Origin of the sequence: Tenacibaculum sp. (assembly GCF_050290165.1) — a bacterium.
GTDB lineage: Bacteria > Bacteroidota > Bacteroidia > Flavobacteriales > Flavobacteriaceae > Polaribacter.
The window spans coordinates 21,789-39,202 of the sequence record NZ_JBNKHD010000014.1 but is presented as its reverse complement, the minus strand read 5'-3'; the positions used below and the strand labels follow the sequence as shown (position 1 = coordinate 39,202).

The window sequence follows — 17,414 nt, the reverse complement described above, 5'->3', positions numbered from 1 at the left end:
TGTTAAGGATACTAATTGTTTAAAATGCTGTTGTATTTTTTTGGGTCGTGTAACAAGGCAGTAGCTTGTTGAATTGTTTTATCATTCTTTAGCTGGTGCTTGTACATTCCTTTACTATACACATAGCGTTTTACAATTTCATCTTCTATCATTTCAGATAAAATATCTTCATTAAGTGCAATTTTAGCAACTTTCTCTTTTTTTAGTTTTTGTATGATAGAATTGTACTCTGTCTTAATAATATTTTTACTATTTGAAGCTTCTTTAAAGGCATTTTTAAATAGGGCTTCTTCTTTTGATACAAAAGCTGTGTCTTTCTCTAATAAATAGGTTTTAAAACTATTGAAGTTTGATGAAGTAAACTGATAGTTTTCTACAGCTAAGTTTTTATTTTGATGCGTAAAATTTGTTACAAAATTAAAAACTGCTTTAGATTGTAGTAACTCATCAGTCTCTTCTGTTTTCTTTGAAGAATTTACAGTAACATCAGGATTTACACCTCCGCCATCATATACTTTTCTACCATTTTGAGTTGTGAACTCATTGAGAGTATCCTCTGAAAACTTAGGAACTCTTCCTGTTTTGGGATCTCTATTAGCATAATCTAATTCCTGAATACAACGTCCACTTGGAGTGTAGTATTTAGAAATGGTAATTTTCATTTGGGTTCCATAACTCAAATCAAAATAACGTTGTACTAAACCTTTACCGTAAGAACGGGTTCCCATAATAACAGCACGATCATAATCTTGTAACGCACCTGAAACAATTTCAGAAGCAGAAGCTGATCTGTCATTGATTAAAATTACTACAGGGATTTCAGTATCTAAAGGTTCTCTATTGGTTTTATAGGTTCTACTATTTTTTTGAATTTTTCCACGAGTATCAACTACTTTTAATCCTTTAGGAATAAATATGTTGGTGATATTTATTGCATCGAATAACGAACCACCAGGGTTGTATCGTAAATCAAAGACCAACTTTTTCATGCCTTTTTCCTTAAGCTCATTAAAGGCTTTGGTAACACCTTCAGTAGCTTTTTGACTGATAAATCGTGTTAACACGATATATCCAGTTTCAGCGTCAATCATATCGTAAAAAGGAACAGGGTCTAAAACAACTTTATCTAATTTTAAATTGATGTTTAAAACAGTTCCATTTCTACTAACCTTTAAGGAAAGTTCTTTTCCTGGAACTCCTTTCAACATTTGTGAATATTGATTTATTTCAAGAGTAGCTAGTTCTTGTCCGTTTACATTGGTAATTATATCGCCTGTTTTCAAACCAGCTTTATCTGCCGAAAAACCTTGATAAACTTCAGAAATTACAATGCCTTTTTTTACATAAAAAGTAGAAATTCCAATACCACCGTATTCTCCTTCACGGCGAATTCGGGCATCTTCAACATCTTGCTCATTGAAAAAATTGGTATACGGATCTAAATTTTTAAGCGTATTTTTTATTGCTTTGTCAGTTAAGCCACCAGGGTTAATTTCATCAACATAATTGATGTTTAATTCTTTAAAAAGATTGTTGTAAATTTCAATTTGTTTGGCAATCTCAAAGAAACGAGATTGAAAAGAAAAGAAAAGAGAGATGATAATGAGGGAACCTAAAAAAAGTGTTGTTCTATTTTTCATCTTGAGTTATTTCTGTAATAAACTGTGTTAATAATTTCTTCATTTTATGCTCAATATCAGCATATTTCCATTCATCTCTTGCAAGATAAGAAATCATAAACACATATGGTTTATCTACAGCCTCATAAATTGTATGTTTTTCTTTTCGGTAGGTTTCGCGTAACAAACGCTTTATTCTGTTTCGATCAACTGCTCTTTTGAAATTTCGTTTAGGTACAGAAACTCCTACTTGTGCCGGAAATTTCGAGGTATGTTCGGTTTGGATATATACCATTCTAAGCGGGAAAACTTTTATCACTTTTCCCTCCTCGTAAAGCCGTCCTATTAGTTTTTTGCTTTTTAAACGTTCCTCTTTTCCTAAAGTAAATCTCATTGGTACAAACATACGGAAACCCTAGATAAAAATCATTTTTTTAATTACATTTGGGAGAATTCTAAAACTCGACTTAACTATGGATTTATTTCAAGCTCCAGATTATTACAACATTGATGACTTACTAAATGATGAACATAAGCTTGTAAGAGAGGCTTCTAGAGAGTGGGTAAAACGTGAAGTTTCGCCTATTATTGAAGAATATGCACAACGAGCTGAGTTTCCAAAACAAATTATAGGTGGTTTAGCTGAGATAGGAGCTTTTGGACCGTATATTCCTGAAGAGTACGGAGGAGCAGGATTAGACCAAATTTCGTATGGTTTAATTATGCAAGAAATAGAAAGAGGAGACTCAGGAGTGCGATCTACAGCATCTGTTCAATCTTCGTTGGTGATGTATCCGATTTACAAATACGGAAATGAAGAGCAACGTAAGAAATACTTACCAAAATTAGCTTCTGGAGAATGGATAGGGTGTTTTGGTTTAACAGAACCAAATCACGGAAGTAACCCTGGAGGAATGGAAACTAAGTTTAAAGATATGGGTGACCATTATTTATTGAACGGTGCTAAAATGTGGATTTCTAATGCGCCATTTGCACAGATAGCAGTGGTATGGGCTAAAGATGAAGAAGGGCGTATTCACGGATTAATCGTTGAACGTGGTATGGAAGGATTTTCAACTCCAGAAACACATAACAAATGGTCGTTAAGAGCATCTGCAACTGGTGAGTTGATTTTTGATAACGTAAAAGTTCCTAAAGAAAATTTACTGCCAAATAAATCTGGTTTAGGAGCTCCGTTAGGGTGTTTAGATTCTGCTCGCTATGGAATTGCTTGGGGAGCTATAGGTGCTGCTATGGATTGTTATGATACAGCGTTACGCTATGCTAAAGAACGCACACAGTTTGGTAAACCTATTGGTCAGTTTCAGTTACAGCAAAAGAAATTAGCGGAAATGATTACTGAAATAACCAAAGCACAGTTGTTAGCTTGGAGATTAGGAGTGTTGCGTAATGAAGGTAGAGCTACATCGGCACAAATATCTATGGCAAAACGAAATAATGTAGATATGGCTATTAAAATTGCCAGAGAAGCACGCCAGATGTTAGGAGGTATGGGAATTACGGGAGAGTATTCAATAATGAGACATTCAATGAATCTAGAAAGTGTAATTACCTATGAAGGAACACATGACATTCATTTATTAATCACCGGATTAGATATTACTGGATTGAATGCATTTAAATAAAAAAAGAAGAAGAAGTACTCTAACGTTAAACCACTAACACATTATTACCGAGTACTTCTTCAATCAACTATTAAAACTAAATTTACCCCACTAAGTTGATGTGGGGTTGGAATATCCCAACACTTTTCACAAAAAGATTTTAAGTTTTTAATATTTCAAACATTCACTATAAGTAGCTAAGCTACTCTTTTTTCTTGCCACCATTTACAAGAATTAAAAGAGCGGTTATTAAACCAATACAAACTAAACCGAAAACAACCATCATTATGGTTCCGTTTGTCCAAGACACTAAAGGAATGTTTATTAATTGTACCATACCATTACTTATATTTCTTGTTTCAAATATATAAGCAACGTTTTGGTTAAAACATGATTTTTATCAGGGTTTTAAAAAAAACATAGTTTTAAAACTACTCTTTTAATAAAGTGTCTAATCCGTCAATACTAGTTTGGTTTCTGTCGCTCCAATACTGTTCAATTCCTTCTTCTCCTTTTTCAATTGCCCAATCATTAAGTTGATTTCGTTCTCCTTGATACTCGTATAAAGGAATTGACATGCCACAAGAAGTTTGTACACTTTCCACTGTTACAATGAAAATTTGACGCGTACCTGGAAATTCAGGAAATAGTTGAAGGTGCTCTTCCCATTTGTCATGAGTAGGAAGTACCTCTTCTGCTTTTCCATATAAACGAAGAATATTAGGAGCGCCTTCAAAAGAACAAAACATAATTGTTATTCGGTTATTGCCTAATAAGTGTGCAGAAGTTTCATTTCCACTACCTGTAACACTTAACCAAGCCACGGTGTTTTTATTAATTATTCTGAAAGAATCCATTCCCTTAGGAGATAAATTTATTCTTCCATTTTTAGGAGCTGTAGCTACAAAAAATAGTTTTTGAGCTTCAATAAATTTTTGAACTCGAGTAGTGATTTTATCGTAAAATTTTGCCATAGTTTTTATTTTTTAGTCAATCCAGTCTTTAGAACGTTCAACAGCTTTTTGCCATTTTTTATATAGTTTTTCTCTTTTTTCATTAGTGAATGAAGGTGTAAATGTCTGATCTATTTTTCGCCTATTTACAATATCGTCTTGTTTCCATAAACCAACACAGATTCCTGCCAAATAAGCTGCACCCATTACGGTAGTTTCAATTTCTTCAGGACGTTCAACGTTCACATTTAATATATCTGCCTGAAACTGCATTAATAGATTATTTACACATGCACCGCCATCAACTTTTAAGGAGGTAAGAGCAACAGCACTATCTTTTTGCATGACGTCTAAAATGTCTTTAGTTTGATAAGCAAGCGATTGTAAAGTAGCTTTAATTAAGTGATTTTTTCCAGTATCACGCGTCAAACCAAAAATAGCACCACGAGCATACATATCCCAATATGGGGCTCCTAAACCAGCAAAAGCAGGGACCACATATACAGGGTTTTCATCGGCTACTTTTTCGGCAAAGAGTTCACTTTCTTCAGCGCTATTAATAATTTGTAAACCATCTCGCAACCATTGAATTGCAGATCCAGCTACAAATACACTTCCTTCAAGAGCATAGTAAACTTTGTTGTTAATTCCCCAAGCAATGGTGGAAATTAAACCATTTTCAGAATATTCTAAGTTTTCACCTGTATTCATCAACATAAAACAGCCTGTCCCATACGTATTTTTAGCTTCTCCTATTTTAAAACAAGCTTGTCCAAATAAGGCTGATTGCTGATCACCAGCAATTCCAGCAATTGGAATTTGAACTCCATCTAACTCATAATTTCCAAAATGAAAAGAAGAAGGTTTTACTTCAGGTAACATAGAAGTAGGAATCTGAAGTTCTTTTACTAAAGTATTGTCCCAACACAAATTTTTGATGTCGTACAACATCGTACGAGAAGCATTACTGTAATCGGTAGCATGAACTTTACCATTTGTTAAATTCCATAGTAACCAGGTATCAATAGTTCCGAAGAGTAAATTTCCGTTTTCCGCTTCTTGTTGAGCTTCTTGCACATGATTTAAAATCCAATGAATTTTGGTGGCTGAAAAATAACTATCAATAACCAATCCTGTGGTTTTTCGAACATAATTTTCAAGCCCTGTTTCTTTCAATTGCTCACAAATATTTGCGGTACGTTTATCTTGCCAAACAATGGCATTATAAATAGGTTTTCCTGTGTTTTTATTCCAAACAACAGTTGTTTCCCGCTGATTGGTAATTCCTATTCCTGCGATTTCTGAAGGTGAAATTTTAGCTTGTTCAATAGCTTTTTGTAAAGTGTCCAGCTGTGTTTGTAAAATTTCATTAGCATCATGTTCTACCCACCCTGATTGTGGGAAAATTTGTTGAAACTCTTGTTGAGTTTTAGCAACTATCTTTTCTTCTTTATTAAGAATTACTGTACGACAGCTAGTAGTTCCTTGATCTAAAGCAATAATATATTTACGAGTCATTTATGTGTAAAATGATTAAGCGTCTAATTTACAACTTTACCCATAGTGACAAAAAAACCTTCTAGATTTTCTAGAAGGTTTTGAACGTTAAAGTTTGGTTAGTTAACTTTTAGTTTCTTAAAGCATATCCAGCTCCTTTACCGAATTCGGCTAAAACTGAAAAAAAGGTGTTTAATCCTTTGCTTGTCTTGCGTAATAGTAATTTTCCCATTTTTAAAAAATTTTAATTAATTCCCCTTTAATTAATGTCATTAAATAATGAACAGTTCAAAAATAGGCTGATAATCAGTGGTATAAAAGGGGATATCCGAAAATACAAGTGTCATTTTCCGAAAAAGACATAAAAAAACCTTCTAGAAAGTCTAGAAGGTTAATTTTCCCCTTAAATGTCTTTTTTCAATTAATCTTGAAAAGAAGATGTTACAAATATAGAGGCTAAGTTTGTTTATAAAAAGGGTATTTCCGTAATAAAAAGTGCGGATTTCTGCAAAAGCTAATTTTTCTTGTATAAATAAAAAAGACTTTTAGATATCTAAAAGTCTTTTTATTTCTCTTCTTTTTCAAGATTCTTCCCAACAAGAATTGAATCATACAGCAAAGATATATGTCATCTTTTGGGCTTGAAAAGGGATATCCGCAAAAAGAAATGTGTGTTTCCGCAGTGATATTAATCTATAATTCCTAACTCTTTTGCTTTAAGAACTAGGTCGGTATTGTTATTAGCTTGTAAATCAGCACGTAGCTTAGATAGTTTGCTTTCTATCGATCGTACTTTAAGTATTGAACCATCACTTTTTTTTACTAAGCCTTCAAGGTTAGAAATCTTAGCATGCTTAGGAAGTTCTTTTAAAATTTGAACGGCAACATCATCCATTTGAATTTCTACCAAAGCTCTTTTTAGAAGTTTTTGATGTATTTCATGAGTATAGTAAACCTCATCTTTCAACATTTTCTGGATAGCAAAAGTCAACTCATCTACACTACAGTTTCCTTTTAAAATATAAGCAGAAGGATTTAAATTGTGAATTACATTAAACACTCTGTTGGTTTCTGAATGTCCTGTAATTACACCAATTTTAATAGGAAGGTTTTCTTTTTGAATGGCTTTTATCAAACATTCTCCATCCTCTAAAATAACATTTCTGCTTTGGTTGTCAAAACTTAAATCAGTAAATACTATATGAAAAGGATTGGTGTGTAAATTTGATTTTAATTTTGAAAACGCTTCATCGCAAGAATTTGTTGTTTCAATTTCTAAACCGTCAATTTTTTTCAAAAAAGAGAGAATTCCTTCAATGATTAATTGATGGTCATCAACTAAGAGTATTTTTGTTTGTCCAGCCATTTAAGGGTATTTGAATACTGGTTTGTGTTCCTTTACCTTCCTCACTGCTAATAGTTAATGTTCCACTTAATTCTTCAACACGCTCTTGTAGGTTTTGTAAACCTATTCCTTTTTTGTTAATGTTGGCGTCAAAACCAATACCATTATCAGCAATACCCAAATGTACATATTTTTTGTGTACAAAAAAATCAATTGTTAAAGTACTCGCTTTTGCATACTTTTTACAGTTTTGTATGCTTTCTCTAGTACTTAAATATAACAGTCGTTTTATTGAATCGTCTATGATAGACCAATCATAATCTTGTAATCCGTTAACCTTAATTTTAAAATCAATATCAAAATAATCACTCACTAAATTGATAATTTGATTTTGAAAAGAAACTTTATCAAAACTGATACTACTTAATTGATGCGATAAATTACGAACATTTTCCTTAACAGCATGTAACTTTTGAGCTTCATCTACTAAATCAGATTTTTGTAATTTTTGATGCAATAAACGTAAATCACCAGCAACCTCATCGTGTAACGATTTGGCTATTTGTTGGCGTTCGTGTTCACGTACTTGTATTTGTTGTAATTGCGCTTGATATAATAACTTTCGTCTACGTTGAAAATAAAACATAACGCTCAACAAAAATAGTAAAAGTCCAGTAGCAGCAGCTAACCAGCCAATTGCTTTTTGTTGTTTGTGGTGTACAATTTCTGCTTGCTTTTGTTGGTTTTCAGTTTTTAAAATGGTGTTTTCTTTTTCTTTTTTATCTGTTTCATACCTAATTTTAGCAAATTGATTTTTTAATCTGCGTTCGTTTTGAAATAAGCTATCGTTTAAGGTTATATATTCCTTTAGATACTGTTTCGATTGTTCTCCTTTGGTAAGTTCAGAAAGGTTATCTAAAGCCTCTAACCAACGTTTATTATTTTGGGTTTGTTTGGCATATTTTAAAGCTTCATAGTTATGAAATAGAGCTTTTTGGTTTTGGTTAAGGTCTTTGTAATAATCTGCTAAGTTTATATGGGTAATACTTAGTTCATTGTTACTTTTTAATTTTTCACGTATATCAAGGACTTCATTATATTGTTGTAATACACTTTCTTTTTTTCCTGAGAGGTAATTGCTTGCTGCTAAATTTTCTAATAATAAGGCATATTGAGAAGGATACTTTTCTTTAATACTATCTTGCGATAACCCTTTTTTAAAATAACTAATAGCTTTTTGGTGCTGTTTTTGACTTTGAAATAATAAACCTATATTGTTTACGATGTATAAATGTGTTGTAAGCTTTCTTTCTGTTTTTTCGGTTAATTCGTTATTAGATAATGCTTTTTTATAATATTTAAGAGCATCTTCTGTGTCATTTAACTCAAGGGATACTAGCCCCAAATTATTATATACACTTTCTAAATATATATAGGATTGGATAGGTTCTAAATATCTTAGGGCTTCAATAGAACTAATTTCACTTCCTAAAAAATCTTTGGCTTCTCGTTGTAAATTGGCTAAACTTAGTAGGCGCCTTCCTACAGCTAAAGAATCATGTGTTTTTTTAGATATATTTTTGGAAAGGTGATAATAGTAAAAGGCGCTATCATTGGTATAAGTAAGTTTGTTTTGCAGGGCTTTAAAGTGAAAATACTTAGCTAATAAAATAGAATCATTTCTTTTTTTGTATAAAGAATCAACTTGTAAGGTAATTGCTTTTAATAATGGAAGATTTTTGTCAAAAAATGCCTGTCTTCCTGATTCTATTAGTATATCTCTAGTAGAAAAATAGCCCTTATTTTCCTGTGAAAAAAGAAAAGAAGAACAAAATAGAATAACACAAAGAAAACTTTTCATAGTTAGTTATAGAATAAAACCATTACTTTTCAAAAGTAATGGTTTTACGCTTATGTTGTACATGAAGTATGTTCGCTAAGTAATTTTATACTTAATCTCCTCCGGTGTTACCACCGCCACCACCAGTATCATTACCAGTTTCAGTTGAATCATTTTCTCCACCAGTATCTCCCCCTGGGTTTAAATTCATTGCCATTTCTTTTAAGTATTTGTTTTCCATATTAACTAAGGTTTTTAATTACTAAATAATTCTTGGGGATGGGGGGTAATCAAGTGTCTAATGTAATGGGTTTTTAGGAGAAAGTCAAAAATTTAACATTCTGTTTTTAAAAGAATGATATTGTCATTGCGAGCGTAGCGTGGCAATTTTTAAATTATGAACTCTAAATAAACAGATTACTTCGTCGCTATTGCTCCTCGTAATGACATAACTATTACCTTCATTGCGAATGATAATGAAGCAATCTTTTAGTTAACAGTGAGAGATAGCCACGTCATTACCACTTCTCGCTGTGGCACTTTGAATTATTCTAATGAGATTACTTTTTTATTTTAGTAAACAAATCCCATAAAACAACACCACAACTTACCGATATATTTAAGGAGTGTTTAGTGCCTAACTGAGGTATTTCGATACAGATATCAGAAGCAGAAACCACTTCTTGCTGTACACCTTTCACCTCGTTACCAAATACTACTGCATATTTTTGGTTAGTTTCTGGAGTAAAAGTATCCAACATTGTACTGTTTTCAGCTTGTTCTATACTTAATACTTTTACATTTTCCGCTTGTAGCTTTTTTACCAATTCTATAGTGTTTTCAATATATTCCCAATCTACCGATTCAGTAGCGCCTAAAGCAGTTTTGTGAATTTCTTTATTAGGAGGGGTTGCTGTAATACCACACAAATAAATTTTTTCAATTAAAAAAGCATCCGAAGTTCTAAAAACAGAACCTACATTATTCAAACTACGAATATTATCCAATACTACAATAATGGGAGTTTTGTTAGTTTGTTTAAACTCTTCAACTGTTTTTCTACCTAGTTCGCTGTTTTTTAGTTTCCTCATAAATTGGTTTTCAGGTTCAAAAGTTTAAAGTTGTGGATAACTTGAAACAAAAGAAACTCTAAACTTTTATATCTTCGCAAAACTAACCCAAAAAATCCACAAACTTGGCAAAAACAAAGGCAAAAAAGGTAACTCCATTAATGCAACAGTATAACGGAATTAAGGCAAAATATCCTGATGCAATGTTGCTCTTTAGAGTAGGCGATTTTTATGAAACCTTTGGAGAAGATGCCATAAAAGCATCCAAAGTTTTAGGAATTATTTTAACCAAAAGAGGAAGTGGAAGTGAAAGTGAAACTGCCTTGGCAGGTTTTCCACACCATTCTCTAAACACGTATTTACCCAAGCTAGTAAAATCAGGGTTACGTGTGGCAATTTGCGATCAGTTGGAAGATCCAAAAATGACCAAAACGATTGTGAAAAGAGGAGTTACTGAATTGGTAACACCAGGTGTTGCTTTGAATGATGAGGTATTACAATCGAAATCGAACAACTTTTTAGCAGCTGTTCATTTCGGAAAGAAATTATTAGGAGTTTCTTTTTTAGATGTTTCTACAGGAGAATTTTTAATAGCTCAAGGGAACGAAGAGTATATTGATAAACTCTTGCAAAACTTTACGCCAAGTGAAGTATTGGTTGAAAAAAAGAACAAACAACGATTTTTAGAAGTTTTTACGAACCGTTTTCATACCTTTTATCTAGATGATTGGGTGTTTCAGAAAGATTATGGAGATGAATTACTCCGAAATCATTTTAAGGTAAAAAACCTAAAAGGGTTTGGAGTTCAGGAGTTGGAATATGGAATTGTAGCCGGTGGTGCTGCAATGTATTACCTGTCGGAAACTCAGCATAACAAGATAGAACACATACAGTCTATTAGTAGAATAGCAGAAGATAATTATGTGTGGATGGATCGTTTTACCGTAAAAAACTTAGAATTATACGGTGGTAACTCGGTGAATTCTGTCTCATTATTGAATGTGATTGACAAAACGATTTCTCCAATGGGAGGACGATTGTTAAAACGTTGGTTGGCACTTCCATTAAAAGATTTAGAGCAGATTCAACAGCGACATGAATTGGTAAAATATCTAATTGATAATGACACCTTTTTTGAAACGGTAAGTTATCAGCTGAAACAAATTTCTGATATCGAACGATTGATATCGAAAGTGGCTACAGGAAAAGTGTCTCCAAGAGAAGTTGTCTTGTTGAAAAATTCGCTAAAAGCAATTCTTCCAATAAAAACTTCTGCAGAGAGTAGTGAAAACGCTGCCGTTAGGTTATTGGGAGAGCAAATTAATAATTGTGATGTCTTAATAGACAAAATTACACAGACAATACTTGAAGATGCTCCAGTAAATATCAATAAAGGAAATGCAATTGCAATTGGAGTTTCAGAAGAATTAGATGAACTTCGCAATATTTCTAATTCAGGAAAAGAGTATTTAGATAGTATGCTGGCTCGTGAAACGGAACGAACAGGAATTCCGAGTTTAAAAATTGCTTTTAACAATGTATTCGGGTACTATATTGAAGTTAGAAACACACATAAAGACAAAGTTCCTGAAGATTGGATTCGTAAGCAAACCTTGGTAAATGCAGAACGTTATATTACCGAAGAGTTAAAAGAATACGAAGCAAAAATTTTAGGAGCAGAAGAGAAAATTCAGCAGTTGGAAACTGAGATTTTTGCCAAATTGGTACAATTCATTCTTGGCTTTGTACAACCTGTTCAGCAAAATGCACAAAATGTAGCTAAGATTGATGCATTATTATCGTTTGCAACCTTGGCAAAGGAGAATAACTACGTGCGTCCGCTATTGGATGAAAGCACCGATATTGAAATCAAAAATGGTCGACATCCTGTAATTGAAAAGCAGTTGCCAATAGGGGAAGAATATATCGCTAATGATGTGGTGTTAAACTGTAATCAGCAACAAATTATTATGATTACGGGTCCAAACATGTCGGGTAAATCGGCGATTTTACGTCAAACCGCATTGATTGTGTTACTGGCACAAATGGGAAGTTATGTACCCGCACAAAATGCTCGAATAGGAATTGTAGATAAGATTTTTACCAGAGTAGGTGCTAGTGATAATATTTCGATGGGAGAATCGACCTTCATGGTGGAAATGAATGAAACGGCATCTATCTTAAATAATATTTCCGATCGTAGTTTGGTATTGTTAGATGAAATAGGACGAGGAACTTCTACCTATGACGGAATTTCTATTGCTTGGGCAATTGCAGAATATTTGCATGAGCATCCATCAAAAGCAAAAACTTTATTTGCGACACACTATCATGAGTTGAATGAAATGACTACAACTTTTGAACGTATCAAGAATTTTAACGTGTCGGTAAAAGAATTAGACCACAGTATTATTTTCTTACGTAAACTGGTAACAGGAGGAAGCGACCATAGTTTTGGTATTCACGTAGCGAAGTTGGCAGGTATGCCAAATATGGTAATTCACAGGGCGCAAAAAATACTAAAAGAGTTAGAAGAAAGTCATAAACATCAAGAGGTAAAAGAAACCTTGAAAGAAGCACAGCATCAAGATATGCAGATGAGCTTTTTTCAGTTAGACGATCCTTTGCTAGAAGACATTCGAGAAGAAATTCTAACAACTAATATTGATACTTTAACACCGATTGAAGCGTTGATGAAACTGAATGAAATTAAACGAATGTTGACGAAAAAATAAACGTTTTGCAACACGATATTAGCTTTAAACACATAAATAAACTAGCCTTTCCTGCATTGGTGGCAGGTGTTGCAGAACCCTTACTCTCTACAACCGATTTAGCCATTGTGGGTAATATAGAACACAATGCTACTGAAAGTATTGCTGCGATTGGTATTGTAGGGGCTTTTCTTTCGATGTTAATTTGGGTGTTTGGACAAACACGTAGCGGAATTTCTTCTATTATTTCTCAATATTTAGGGGCTAATAAGCTTGAAGAAATTAAAAACCTACCTGCACAAGCCATTGTCATTGTATTAGGGGTAAGTGCTCTTATTTTGGGACTGAGTTATCCGTTTGCTAAAGAAATTTTTGAATTGTATAATGCTTCTGGAACCATTTTAGACTACTCAGTTGAGTATTATAAAATTCGTGTTTTCGGGTTTCCGTTTACCCTTTTTACTATTGCAATCTTTGGCACATTTAGAGGTTTGCAAAACACCTATTATCCAATGCTTATTGCCTTAATAGGTACAGTAATAAATATTGGGTTAGATGTTGTATTGGTGTATGGAATAGAAGGAATCATTCCAGCAATGTACATTCAAGGAGCAGCGTATGCTAGTGTAATTGCACAAATTGTTATGGCGTCAATTTCGGCAGTATTGTTGCTGAAGAAAACAGATATTCCACTAAAATTTAGGCTGCCATTCCATCCTGAAATACCCAAGTTTATCCTAATGGTATTGAATCTTTTTGTAAGAACCATAGCATTGAATGTGGCGTTGTATTTTGGAACTTCCTATGCAACCAATTATGGTGATGCCTATATTGCAGCGTATACCATCGGATTTAATTTATGGCTCATGGGGGCTTTTATGATTGATGGTTATTCTTCCGCAGGAAATATGTTGTCAGGAAAATTAATGGGAGCAAAAGCATATAAAACTTTGGTCACCTTAGGTGGCCAGCTAATTACATATGGACTACTTTTTGGGTTGTTTTTAGCTGTAGTAGGGCTTGTATTGTATCAATTTATGGGAAGAGTATTTACCAAAGAACCAGAAGTATTACAGCAATTTTATAATGTGTTTTGGATTATTTTACTCATGCAACCTATATGTGCTATCGCTTTTATTTATGATGGAATGTTCAAAGGAATGGGAGAGATGAAGTATTTGAGAAATGTGTTGTTACTGGCAACTGGGCTTGTGTTTATTCCAACGTTATTGTTTTTTGATTCGTTAGACTATAAACTTTATGCTATTTGGATTGCTTTTTTTCTATGGATGATTGCCAGAGCTGTTCCTCTCGTTGTAAAGTTTAGAAGTAAATTTTTACCACTTGCTCAAAAAACGTAATTTTGAACAAACAAATAACTCAATGACTACAACCAGAGAAAACGGAAGTTTATATACTCATATTGAAAATAAGATAGCGAAGGTTGAATTTGGACATCCAGCAAGCAATTCTTTTCCAAGTGTATTGTTAGAACGTTTAGCTAACGAATTTGATAAGCTTTCAACAAATGAGGAAGTTTCAGTAATAGTATTAAAATCGGAAGGAGATCGTGCTTTTTGTGCTGGTGCTTCTTTTGATGAATTGGTAGCAATTGATAATTTAACAGATGGTAAAGCTTTTTTCTCAGGTTTTGCAAATGTAATCAATGCGATGCGACGTTGTTCAAAACTAATTGTAGGTAGAGTACAAGGAAAAACTGTAGGTGGTGGAGTTGGATTGGCAGCTGCTTGCGACTATGTGTTGGCTACAGAGCAAGCCGCTATTAAACTTTCTGAGTTTACAATAGGTATTGGTCCATTTGTAATTGCACCTGCTGTAGAGCGCAAAATAAGCGTAAGTGGATTGGCGGAATTGACCTTAGATGCTACCAGTTGGAAAAATGCGTATTGGGCTAAAGAAAAAGGCTTATATGCTCGTGTTTTTGAAACACAAGGAGAATTAGATAAAGAAGTAGAAATTTTATCAGAAAAATTAGCTTCTTATAATCCTGAAGCGTTAGCAGAAATGAAAAAGGCCTTGTGGAAAGGAACAGAGCATTGGGAAGAGTTACTAATTGAAAGAGCTGAAACTTCTGGAAAATTAGTTTTGTCAGACTTTACCAAAAAGGCATTAGAAAAATTCAAGAGCTAAGAAATTAGCTCTTTTTTTCATAAAAATAATCTGGCTTCCATATTAGATTGCCAAAAATAATTTTCAGTTTATGGTTTAAGGTTTTACACTTTTTAACATCTTTCAATATGTTCCCATATTCAATAAAATTTATTTTAATAGGATTGTTGGTTTTAATGTTTTTTGTTAGCCCGTAAATTACTTTTTCTTCCTCTCTTTGAAATGTACCGAAGATCTTATCCCAAATAATTAAAAAGCCGCCATAATTTTTATCTAAATACTTGTTATTAGAACCATGATGTACTCTATGTACTGAAGGAGTATTAAACACTTCATCTAACCAACCTAATTTTCCAATATGTTCTGTATGAATCCATGTTTGAAATTGAGCTACTAGAACCAATCCGATAATAGCTTGAAATGGCGAAAAACCAACCAAAACCATTGGAATTAAGAAAGCCCATTCAAATAAACCCTCTACAATACTCAAACGCATTGAAATGGTAAGGTTATAATCTTCAGATGAATGATGAACACTATGACTAGCCCATAATATTCGATGTTCATGCTCTAAACGATGCATCCAATAATAGGTAAAATCAGCAACGAAAAAAGCGAATATCCAAGTAAAAGTATTTATAGGTATTGATAAAGGGGTTATCCAATGAAAAGGCATTAAAAAGATTACACCAATAGATCCTAGAGTTGTTTTTTCAATAAGTTGATTTAAGAAAAAGATACTAATATTTGCAAATGTGTCTTTCCAACACCTTTTTTTTCTAATAATAAAATCGATTAACAATTCAATGATAATTAAACTTGTATTAAATAGGAAAAAATAACCTATATACAACATAATATTAGACTCTTCAAATAATGATATTAATTTGGCAAAACTCATTTTTTATCTTTCTTTTTTAGTTATATATTCAGGAATAAAATAAGAGAACCATAAAAACCACAATAGGTTTGTTAATACCCATGGAGAATTGTTTCCTTGAAAAAAGTCAATTATATAAGGAATGTAATACATACCCACAAAACCTAAAAAGCCTAAATACCAGTACTTGTGTAATTTGTAATCTTTCATGTGTTCATATTTATTTAATTCACAATACAAAAATAGTCTGAGCAATGTAGGAGTGTTTGTCTATTTAGGACAAAAATCACTTTAGTATAAGAATTAAAGAAAGAGCATTAATTTCTTTTTTTTGGTCTTCGATTATATTACAGGAATGTAGATTTCTGTAATTAATTCTTCTTGAGAAGTATCTTCTTCATCGTTTAAATAAAATTCTAAGATTGGTGCATCAGCAAACTCTAATTGAACTTCATACATCCAATGTGCATAAATTGTATTGTATGTTTCAAAACAGCTTTCATGACTTCCTTTATGAACAAATTTTGCATATTTTTGAGAAGGAACTTCTTTAACTTTAAACATTCCTTCAACTTCAATTTTTTGTGCTTCTGTAAGTATAATTCCTGCATTATACCTACAATTAATAGATTCCGTTATTTCATCGTCATCCAAAACTTCACCAACAACAATAGTTTTATCAGTTAATAATTTACACTTATGAGCATATTTTAAAAGCTGTTTCCAGGTTTTCTCAATATCTTTTACATTTTCGTAAGCTCCTTGATATTGTAAATAAAGCATTTGAAATGTTGGTAGAGTTTCAAATTCAAACTTTAATAAAGAATCATTTTTTTCATTAGATTCTTCTAAAATTTGATTTGTGATTTTTTGTTGCAATGTATAAGAGCTTCTAAATCTAGATGGTGTACAGCGAAAATATTTTTTAAAAGCTTTACTAAAAGCTGCTACATCGCTATATCCAATTTCTAGGGCAATATCTGAAATTTCATGATCTGAAAACTTTAAATACTGTGCTGCTTTTTCTAATTTTCTTCTTTTAAGAAACTGACCAATAGTTTCATGCTGTAATGCTAAAAATATTCTATTAATATTTCGATAGGAATAAAAAGAAATATCTTCTATTTCATATATATCAATTGATGTTTTAAAACGTTCTTCTAAAAAATCTAACAACTTATTAAATCGCTTTACCTGTGTTGAGTTTTTCATATATGATGTTTTACCCCTCAAAATTACAATAGGTTTTTACTTTATAGTTTGTTTATCTAGGACAAAAGGTAAAAAATAATCATTGTCTTAAATGAACAAACACACATTTTATCTGCCTTATACTTTTACCTAGAATTTAATAACCACTTATAATATGTATCGAATTACTTTATTTATCATTTTGTTTTTAGTATCTCTATCTCTTTTTTCTCAAGAAAGTCTAAAATCTAAATTAATTGGAAAATGGTATATTCAAAATTATGAAGTACTTGGAGAAGTGTATCAACCTTCTTTAAAAGAGAGCAATGACTATATTTTATTTAAAACAAACATGCTTTTTGAAGCTTCCTCTGAAGGAAAACAAGACAAAGGAACTTGGAAATTAAACAAGGAAACCAAAATATCACTGATAACAGATGAAAATCAAAGTTTAGAAGTTATTTTATTAAAAATTACTTCGGGTTTTTTAACTATAAAGTATAACACTAAAGAATTAGACTACATTATTTTTCACTATAGAAAACAATAA

Annotated in this window: 17 protein-coding genes; 5 read left to right on the top strand and 12 right to left on the bottom strand. The window is 32.4% G+C overall.

The annotated features are described in order from the left end of the window. Positions 1-11: 11 nt before the first annotated feature. Complete coding sequence (locus tag ACQY6M_RS10720; protein WP_428743525.1) at positions 12-1,640, bottom strand: S41 family peptidase; 1,629 nt, start codon at positions 1,638-1,640, stop codon at positions 12-14. Next, positions 1,630-2,013 carry a ribonuclease P protein component gene (gene rnpA / locus ACQY6M_RS10715; protein WP_133535244.1) on the bottom strand — a complete coding sequence of 128 codons (384 nt, stop codon included), beginning with the start codon at positions 2,011-2,013 and terminating at the stop codon, positions 1,630-1,632. The genes ACQY6M_RS10720 and rnpA overlap by 11 nt, the downstream gene beginning before the upstream one ends. Before the next feature lie 79 nt (positions 2,014-2,092). Between rnpA and ACQY6M_RS10710 the strand changes: the two genes are divergently transcribed. Continuing rightward, a complete protein-coding gene (locus ACQY6M_RS10710; protein ID WP_428743526.1) occupies positions 2,093-3,265 on the top strand; it encodes an acyl-CoA dehydrogenase family protein in 1,173 nt (390 codons plus the stop codon). A 181-nt stretch (positions 3,266-3,446) separates the two neighbouring features. Here the strand turns inward: ACQY6M_RS10710 and ACQY6M_RS10705 are convergent, their stop codons facing one another. The 7 genes from ACQY6M_RS10705 to ACQY6M_RS10675 all read right to left on the bottom strand — a co-directional run bounded on the left by ACQY6M_RS10705 (position 3,447) and on the right by ACQY6M_RS10675 (position 9,970). Continuing rightward, positions 3,447-3,581, bottom strand: coding sequence for a hypothetical protein (locus ACQY6M_RS10705; protein WP_428743527.1), 135 nt, complete (start codon positions 3,579-3,581; stop codon positions 3,447-3,449). A 94-nt stretch (positions 3,582-3,675) separates the two neighbouring features. Beyond that, positions 3,676-4,218 carry a pyridoxamine 5'-phosphate oxidase family protein gene (locus ACQY6M_RS10700; RefSeq protein ID WP_428743528.1) on the bottom strand — a complete coding sequence of 181 codons (543 nt, stop codon included), beginning with the start codon at positions 4,216-4,218 and terminating at the stop codon, positions 3,676-3,678. Positions 4,219-4,230: 12 nt separating this feature from the next. Beyond that, positions 4,231-5,715, bottom strand: coding sequence for a glycerol kinase GlpK (glpK, locus tag ACQY6M_RS10695; protein ID WP_428743529.1), 1,485 nt, complete (start codon positions 5,713-5,715; stop codon positions 4,231-4,233). A gap of 667 nt (positions 5,716-6,382) precedes the next feature. Continuing rightward, on the bottom strand, positions 6,383-7,060 hold the full coding sequence (locus tag ACQY6M_RS10690; RefSeq protein ID WP_428743530.1) for a response regulator transcription factor: 678 nt from the start codon (positions 7,058-7,060) through the stop codon (positions 6,383-6,385). Then, on the bottom strand, positions 7,029-8,900 hold the full coding sequence (locus ACQY6M_RS10685; RefSeq protein ID WP_428743531.1) for a tetratricopeptide repeat-containing sensor histidine kinase: 1,872 nt from the start codon (positions 8,898-8,900) through the stop codon (positions 7,029-7,031). The genes ACQY6M_RS10690 and ACQY6M_RS10685 overlap by 32 nt, the downstream gene beginning before the upstream one ends. Before the next feature lie 91 nt (positions 8,901-8,991). Next, positions 8,992-9,120: a hypothetical protein gene (locus ACQY6M_RS10680; RefSeq protein ID WP_428743532.1), complete on the bottom strand. Its 129-nt coding sequence runs from the start codon at positions 9,118-9,120 to the stop codon at positions 8,992-8,994. 319 nt (positions 9,121-9,439) lie between these two features. After that, positions 9,440-9,970 carry an RNA methyltransferase gene (locus ACQY6M_RS10675; RefSeq protein WP_428743533.1) on the bottom strand — a complete coding sequence of 177 codons (531 nt, stop codon included), beginning with the start codon at positions 9,968-9,970 and terminating at the stop codon, positions 9,440-9,442. 104 nt (positions 9,971-10,074) lie between these two features. Here ACQY6M_RS10675 and mutS point away from each other — a divergent pair, with 104 nt between their 5' ends. The 3 genes from mutS to ACQY6M_RS10660 are packed head-to-tail and all read left to right on the top strand — an operon-like array spanning position 10,075 to position 14,814. After that, positions 10,075-12,684: a DNA mismatch repair protein MutS gene (gene mutS / locus ACQY6M_RS10670; RefSeq protein WP_428743534.1), complete on the top strand. Its 2,610-nt coding sequence runs from the start codon at positions 10,075-10,077 to the stop codon at positions 12,682-12,684. A 5-nt stretch (positions 12,685-12,689) separates the two neighbouring features. Further along, positions 12,690-14,024 carry an MATE family efflux transporter gene (locus ACQY6M_RS10665; protein ID WP_428743535.1) on the top strand — a complete coding sequence of 445 codons (1,335 nt, stop codon included), beginning with the start codon at positions 12,690-12,692 and terminating at the stop codon, positions 14,022-14,024. A 22-nt stretch (positions 14,025-14,046) separates the two neighbouring features. Further along, complete coding sequence (locus ACQY6M_RS10660; protein ID WP_428743536.1) at positions 14,047-14,814, top strand: enoyl-CoA hydratase/isomerase family protein; 768 nt, start codon at positions 14,047-14,049, stop codon at positions 14,812-14,814. Positions 14,815-14,818: 4 nt separating this feature from the next. On the opposite strand, the gene ACQY6M_RS10655 is transcribed toward ACQY6M_RS10660, so the two are convergent. The 3 genes from ACQY6M_RS10655 to ACQY6M_RS10645 form a co-directional block, all read right to left on the bottom strand. Beyond that, complete coding sequence (locus ACQY6M_RS10655) at positions 14,819-15,694, bottom strand: sterol desaturase family protein (RefSeq protein ID WP_428743537.1); 876 nt, start codon at positions 15,692-15,694, stop codon at positions 14,819-14,821. A gap of 3 nt (positions 15,695-15,697) precedes the next feature. After that, positions 15,698-15,883: a hypothetical protein gene (locus ACQY6M_RS10650; protein WP_428743538.1), complete on the bottom strand. Its 186-nt coding sequence runs from the start codon at positions 15,881-15,883 to the stop codon at positions 15,698-15,700. A gap of 132 nt (positions 15,884-16,015) precedes the next feature. Next, positions 16,016-16,885 carry an AraC family transcriptional regulator gene (locus ACQY6M_RS10645; RefSeq protein WP_428743539.1) on the bottom strand — a complete coding sequence of 290 codons (870 nt, stop codon included), beginning with the start codon at positions 16,883-16,885 and terminating at the stop codon, positions 16,016-16,018. A 154-nt stretch (positions 16,886-17,039) separates the two neighbouring features. On the opposite strand from ACQY6M_RS10645, the gene ACQY6M_RS10640 reads away from it, so the two are divergent. Beyond that, positions 17,040-17,414 carry a lipocalin family protein gene (locus tag ACQY6M_RS10640; protein WP_428743540.1) on the top strand — a complete coding sequence of 125 codons (375 nt, stop codon included), beginning with the start codon at positions 17,040-17,042 and terminating at the stop codon, positions 17,412-17,414.